The sequence below is a fragment of the Dietzia sp. DQ11-44 genome, assembly GCF_014145205.1.
Taxonomy (GTDB): domain Bacteria; phylum Actinomycetota; class Actinomycetes; order Mycobacteriales; family Mycobacteriaceae; genus Dietzia; species Dietzia natronolimnaea.
Genome location: NZ_JAALEC010000435.1, coordinates 1 through 4,855 on the forward strand (window position 1 = coordinate 1; position 4,855 = coordinate 4,855).

The following is a 4,855-nucleotide window of genomic DNA, read 5'->3' on the forward strand; positions in this document are numbered from 1 at the left end:
CAGGACAGGGCGGCCTTGAGTCGCTCGGACGTGAAGGTCTGGTCGAGCAGCGCATCCCCGGAGGACAGGAAGGTCTGGACCGTGCCGAAGGGATCCCGGAGATCGTCGCGTCCGAGGAACGCGGAACCCAGGCGCGGAGCCGTGGGGCGAACGCTGAACCCCTTCATCATCCGCCCGGCGAGGACCTCCCACCGGCGGACGAACCCGCGGTAGGCGTCGGCGTCCGCCCGCCCGCAGGCGGCGGCGATGCTCGCACAGGTCTCGTCGAGGTCGCGGTGGAAGACGAGGGGCGGGGCGTCGCTGCCCGGCGGGGCGGGGGCGAAACCCCAGGGGTCACAGTCCACGTACCTCAGCCCGTGGGCGGCCAGGTCCAGTTCCTCCGGGATGCCGGTGTGCCGGATCATCAGGTGGGCCGACGAGCCACGATCCGTGCGGTGCCCGGGGTAGCGCTCGACAGTGGAGGTGGCGCCGCCCAGGACGGTGTCCTTCTCCACCACGTGGACGTCGAGCCCTGCCCGCGCGAGATAGGCGGCGCAGACCAGGCCGTTGTGACCGGAACCGATCACCACGACGTCATGACTGTTGTTCACGCGGGCCTCCGTGTTGGGTGAGGGGGAGCGACCGCGAGAGTACGGCGAACGGCCTGGCGTCGCCTTCGAACCTGTAGGCCCTGAGCACATCCGAGAAGCCCATCGACCGGTACAACCGCCACGCCCCGTTGGCCTCGTCGGGGACCTCGGGGGTCGAGAGCAACACGGATCCCTCCGTGCGACCGGACAGGAACCTGCGGAGCAACTCAGTGCCTATGCCGTGCCCCTGGTAGCGGGGGGAGACGTGGAGCTCCGTCAACTCGACGTAGTCCGTCGGCAGGCGCTGATCCTGTTCTCGCAGCCCTCGCGCGACCTGCTCGTACCACCACTGGCCGGGTGAGCCCCGGTAGCCGTAACAGATGGCGACCAGGGGCCCACGGGCGTGACCGAGAAGGCGCCGACGCGGCGCCTCGAAGGCCGCGACCCCGGACCAGCCCTCCCGGTGGCTGTGCTCCATCCACGCGGGGGCGCGGGATCGGATCACCTGGGACGGGTACCCCATGGCGTCGACGTAGACACCGAGCGCCTCCGGCAGTCGGTCACGGAACTCCCCGGCGTCCAGGCTGGTGATCACGGTGTCCATCCACCCCATCTCATCACGTGCGCGCGTTCACGACCTCCAGTTGTGTCGTACCCCGCCGATACCGTGGGGTCCAGAAGGGGAGGTGCAGCGGAGATGGCGTCGAGAACCGCAGTTCGTGCGCCGGGCGGGGGTGGCCTCGGGTCCCTCGGTCGGGCAGGTCGTGCCGAGGTCCACCGGGGCCGGGCGCTGGCCGCGTCGTCACCCGCCGAGCGGTTTCTCGAGTCCTACCGGGCGGCGCGTTCGGCGGCGGCGGCGCTCCTGTCCCCGGGGCCGCGTCGCAGGGGCCCGTCCGATGTGTGGCACCGGCTCGCCGCAGAGGTTCCCGAGCTGGCGGAATGGGCCTCCGCCTTCGGCGGTTACTCGGCCCTCGCGGCCGCCGTGGAGGACGGGCTCCCCCGAACGGTCACACCCCGCATGGCGGATGACTTCCTCTGGGCTGTCGGTCGTTTCCTCGACCTGGTCGACGAGCGGCTGGGAGTACTGGGTCCGGCGGCGTGAGGTCGAGGACGCCCTGTGGACCGGGCTTCTGCCGCGTACTCGGAATCCCGGTGGTCACCACCGCGTCGCGCTCGTATGATGGAGTCAACCCTTGACCGGCTGATCCCCGTAGACGGTCGACGTCACACGGCCGAGCCGGCCGAGCTCGTAACCGCGAGCGTTCTAAGGAGGTCGAAGTGCCCCTGTCAGAGCACGAGCAGCGCATGCTCGACGAGATCGAGAATGCGCTCTACGCCGACGACCCCAAGTTCGCGTCGTCTGTTCGAAAGACCGGTGGGACCGGTGGCCGCCGTCCTGCCGGGCTGGTGGTGATCCTCGGTCTCGTGGGGGTCGCGCTCCTCGTGGGCGGGTTGGCACTCGACTTCAAACCGGGCGGGTTTCCCGTCCTCAGTCTCGTGGGTTTCCTAGTGATGTTCGCGGCGGGTGTGCTCGCCATGCGCGCGGTGCCGTCCAAGGCGTCCTCGTCGGCCGGTTCCGCGGGCGGAGCCCGGGTGCCGGGTACGGGTAAGGCGTCCACCAAGGGGGCCGAGGGCCAGAGCTACTCCTCGCGCATGGAGGATCGCTTCCGCCGTCGCTTCGAGCAGTAGCCAGAACGACTGATCACGTCCCGGGAGGGGCGAGCGCATCCGCGCTCGCCCCTCCCGCCTATTTCGGCGGCGAGCGTCTCGGCCGCGTGGGAACTCGGTGATGCCGGATCGCCCTGCGGCGGCGCGCCCCACCGTGCGCCCCCCGGCTCTCCACTTCGCCCCACCGGGAGCCCATCATTCGCCCCTAGGGTGTGAAATAGTCACAGAAACCACATCTGTTCGCCGACTGTGGCCGTCTCCGGCATGACTCACGGCGGGTTCTCCAGCTGGTCACGGGTCGGCAGCGTGCTCTGAACTGCAGAGATGTAAGTCGGTGGGGAGAAGTGGGGCACAGGCCTTGTTTGTGGGGCGTTGTGGGGTACAGTGGGGGACGCGAGGAGCTCGAAGGGGCCTGAACCCAGGAGGTGGCGGGTGACCGACACCGATCCCACCGACTCCGAGCGTGAACGAGCCTTCGTCGGGTACGGGACGCACCGTCCCAAGCTCGACGACAAGGGGCGGCTGACGATCCCCGCCAGATTCAGGCCTGGCCTGGCCGACGGGGTGGTCGTGTGTGGGTGGTTCACCAACACGCTCTCGGTCTTCCCGGAACGCGAGTTCGACGCGTTGGTCAGAAAGGTCCGGCCGACCGCCAACCTCAGTGAGAGGCACATGGCGTTCTTCCGGCTCCTGGTGAGCGGCGCGGAGGTCCAACAACTCGATTCGCAGGGACGGGTCTCCATTCCGGCGAGTCAGCGGAACTACGCGGGCCTCGGCAAGGACTGCGTGGTCAACGGCCTCGGAGAGCGTCTCGAAGTCTGGGACGCCGAGGCCTGGGACCGCTACAGCGCGGAGAACCTCCCCGTGTTCTCCGAGATGGAGGGCACCTCGCTGGGGATCGAGTTCTGATCCCCGGGACGGACCAGCACGACGGAACGACAGCACGACAGCACGACGGACGGAGCCCCCCGGCCCCTGCCCGGCACCACCCTGACGTACTTCCCCAACGCCAGGTGGGTACCGGACGGGGACCAGGGGGCTCCACCACAACCGGAGCACCGATGACATCCGGACGCGAGGGAGGCGACATGGCGGAAGAGCCCGACTCCGACCGCGCGGCTGCCCGGTCCGGTCACATCCCAGTATTCCTCGACCGCACCCTCGAACTCTTCCGGCCCGTCGTCGACTCCGCGGCCGCGGAAGGCCGTCGCCCGGTGATCGTGGACGGCACGCTGGGTCTGGGCGGTCACACCTCGCGTCTCCTCGCCGAGTTCGACGACCTGAGGGTGGTCGGGGTCGACCGCGACCCCGAGGCCCTCGAGATCGCCACCCGCAGACTCACCGCCTACCGGGACCGGTTCACTCCCGTGCACGCCCGCTTCGACGACTTCGATTTGATCGTGGACAGCCTCCCCGAGGACGCGAGGGACGCGGCCGGCCCGGCGATCGACGGCGTGCTGCTGGACTTCGGGGTCTCCTCGATGCAGCTCGACGTGGCCGAGCGCGGTTTCGCGTACTCGGTCGACTCCCCGCTGGACATGAGGATGGACCCCACCACCGGCCCGACCGCCGCCGACATCCTGGCGGACTACCCGCGTGACGACCTCGCCAGGATCTTCCGCGTCTACGGCGAGGAGCGGTTCGCGCGTCAGATCGCCTCCGCGATCGTGCGTCGCCGTGAGACAGATCCGGTCGCCTCCAGCGCCCAGCTCGTCGAGCTGCTCTACGACACCATCCCGCAGGGCGCCCGCCGCACCGGTGGGCATCCGGGCAAACGTGTCTTCCAGGCGCTGCGCATCGAGGTCAACGCCGAGCTCGAGGCCGTGGAGAACGCGGTCCCCGGGTACCTCGACCTGCTGAGGGGTGACGGGCGGGCGGTGTTCATGGCGTACCACTCGCTCGAGGACAAGATCGTCAAGCGGGAACTGACCACCCGGACCGCCTCGCGCACCCCGGCGGGTCTGCCGGTGGAACTGCCCGGACACGGTCCCGAGTTCGAGGCCGTGACCCGCGGTGCGGAGAAGGCCTCACAGTCCGAGATCGATCACAACCCGCGCTCGGCCTCGGTCCGGGTGCGCTGCGTCCGGCGTATCGACGGGAGAACCCCATGACGAGCACGATCGACACGTCGGATCCCGCCGACGACCTCGACACCCGGCGCGGCACCACCACCGAGGGCGCCGAGCCGGTCAGAGGCGTCGGGGCCGTGGGCCTGCGCCGGAAGCCGGTCACCCGCTCTGTCCGGGGCCGCCGGACGGTGGTCGTCCCCGCGGAACGGCTGAGTCCCGCCGACCTCGCGGGGAGGATCCCCTTCGTCGTCGTCATGCTCCTCCTCATCGGTACCGGCGTCGGCGGCACGCTCCTGCTGTCCGCGCAGACCACCCAGGACACCTACAACCTCAAGAACGCGCGTGACGCAAACGTCCAGCTCGTCGAACGCATGGAGGCCCTCCAGGCGTCCAACGAGCGCGCCCGGTCGGCGGAGGTCCTGGCCCAGCGCGCCGAGAAGCTCGGGATGGTCGGGGTCGCCAGCGCGCCGATCCTCACCAGGGGTTCGGACGGCGTGATCGAGGTGGTCGGCGAGCCCGAGGCGAAGCTCGGCGCGCCGGTCAAGCCGC

Annotated in this window: 6 protein-coding genes and 1 pseudogene; 5 read left to right on the forward strand and 2 right to left on the reverse strand. The window is 69.9% G+C overall.

All coding sequences use genetic code 11. The annotated features are described in order from the left end of the window. Together G6018_RS11325 and G6018_RS11330 are read right to left on the reverse strand one after the other, a co-directional pair. Positions 1 to 590: FAD-dependent oxidoreductase (locus G6018_RS11325; RefSeq protein WP_182639641.1), on the reverse strand; the 590-nt coding region annotated here is incomplete at its 3' end. After that, positions 574 to 1,173 carry a GNAT family N-acetyltransferase gene (locus G6018_RS11330; protein WP_179525055.1) on the reverse strand — a complete coding sequence of 200 codons (600 nt, stop codon included), beginning with the start codon at positions 1,171 to 1,173 and terminating at the stop codon, positions 574 to 576. The genes G6018_RS11330 and G6018_RS11325, both read right to left, overlap by 17 nt. A 93-nt stretch (positions 1,174 to 1,266) precedes the next feature. Between G6018_RS11330 and G6018_RS11335 the strand changes: the two genes are divergently transcribed. The 5 genes and pseudogenes from G6018_RS11335 to G6018_RS11355 form a co-directional block, all read left to right on the forward strand. Next, positions 1,267 to 1,671 carry an SAV_6107 family HEPN domain-containing protein gene (locus G6018_RS11335; RefSeq protein ID WP_179525056.1) on the forward strand — a complete coding sequence of 135 codons (405 nt, stop codon included), beginning with the start codon at positions 1,267 to 1,269 and terminating at the stop codon, positions 1,669 to 1,671. A 176-nt stretch (positions 1,672 to 1,847) separates the two neighbouring features. Then, positions 1,848 to 2,258: a DUF3040 domain-containing protein gene (locus tag G6018_RS11340; protein ID WP_179525057.1), complete on the forward strand. Its 411-nt coding sequence runs from the start codon at positions 1,848 to 1,850 to the stop codon at positions 2,256 to 2,258. 411 nt (positions 2,259 to 2,669) lie between these two features. After that, entirely contained in the window at positions 2,670 to 3,146 is a 477-nt protein-coding gene (locus tag G6018_RS11345) for a division/cell wall cluster transcriptional repressor MraZ (protein ID WP_179525058.1), read from the forward strand. A gap of 179 nt (positions 3,147 to 3,325) precedes the next feature. After that, complete coding sequence (gene rsmH, locus G6018_RS11350; RefSeq protein ID WP_182639642.1) at positions 3,326 to 4,348, forward strand: 16S rRNA (cytosine(1402)-N(4))-methyltransferase RsmH; 1,023 nt, start codon at positions 3,326 to 3,328, stop codon at positions 4,346 to 4,348. After that, positions 4,345 to 4,855: pseudogene (locus G6018_RS11355) on the forward strand (hypothetical protein); the annotation flags it as partial. The gene rsmH and the pseudogene G6018_RS11355, both read left to right, overlap by 4 nt.

Excerpts from the sequence above, each read along its gene's own strand:
- G6018_RS11335 (WP_179525056.1), top strand. The coding sequence starts at position 1,267 with ATGGCGTCGAGAACCGCAGTTCGTGCGCCGGGCGGGGGTGGCCTCGGG.
- G6018_RS11330 (WP_179525055.1), bottom strand. The coding sequence starts at position 1,173 with ATGGACACCGTGATCACCAGCCTGGACGCCGGGGAGTTCCGTGACCGA.
- rsmH (WP_182639642.1), top strand. The coding sequence starts at position 3,326 with ATGGCGGAAGAGCCCGACTCCGACCGCGCGGCTGCCCGGTCCGGTCAC.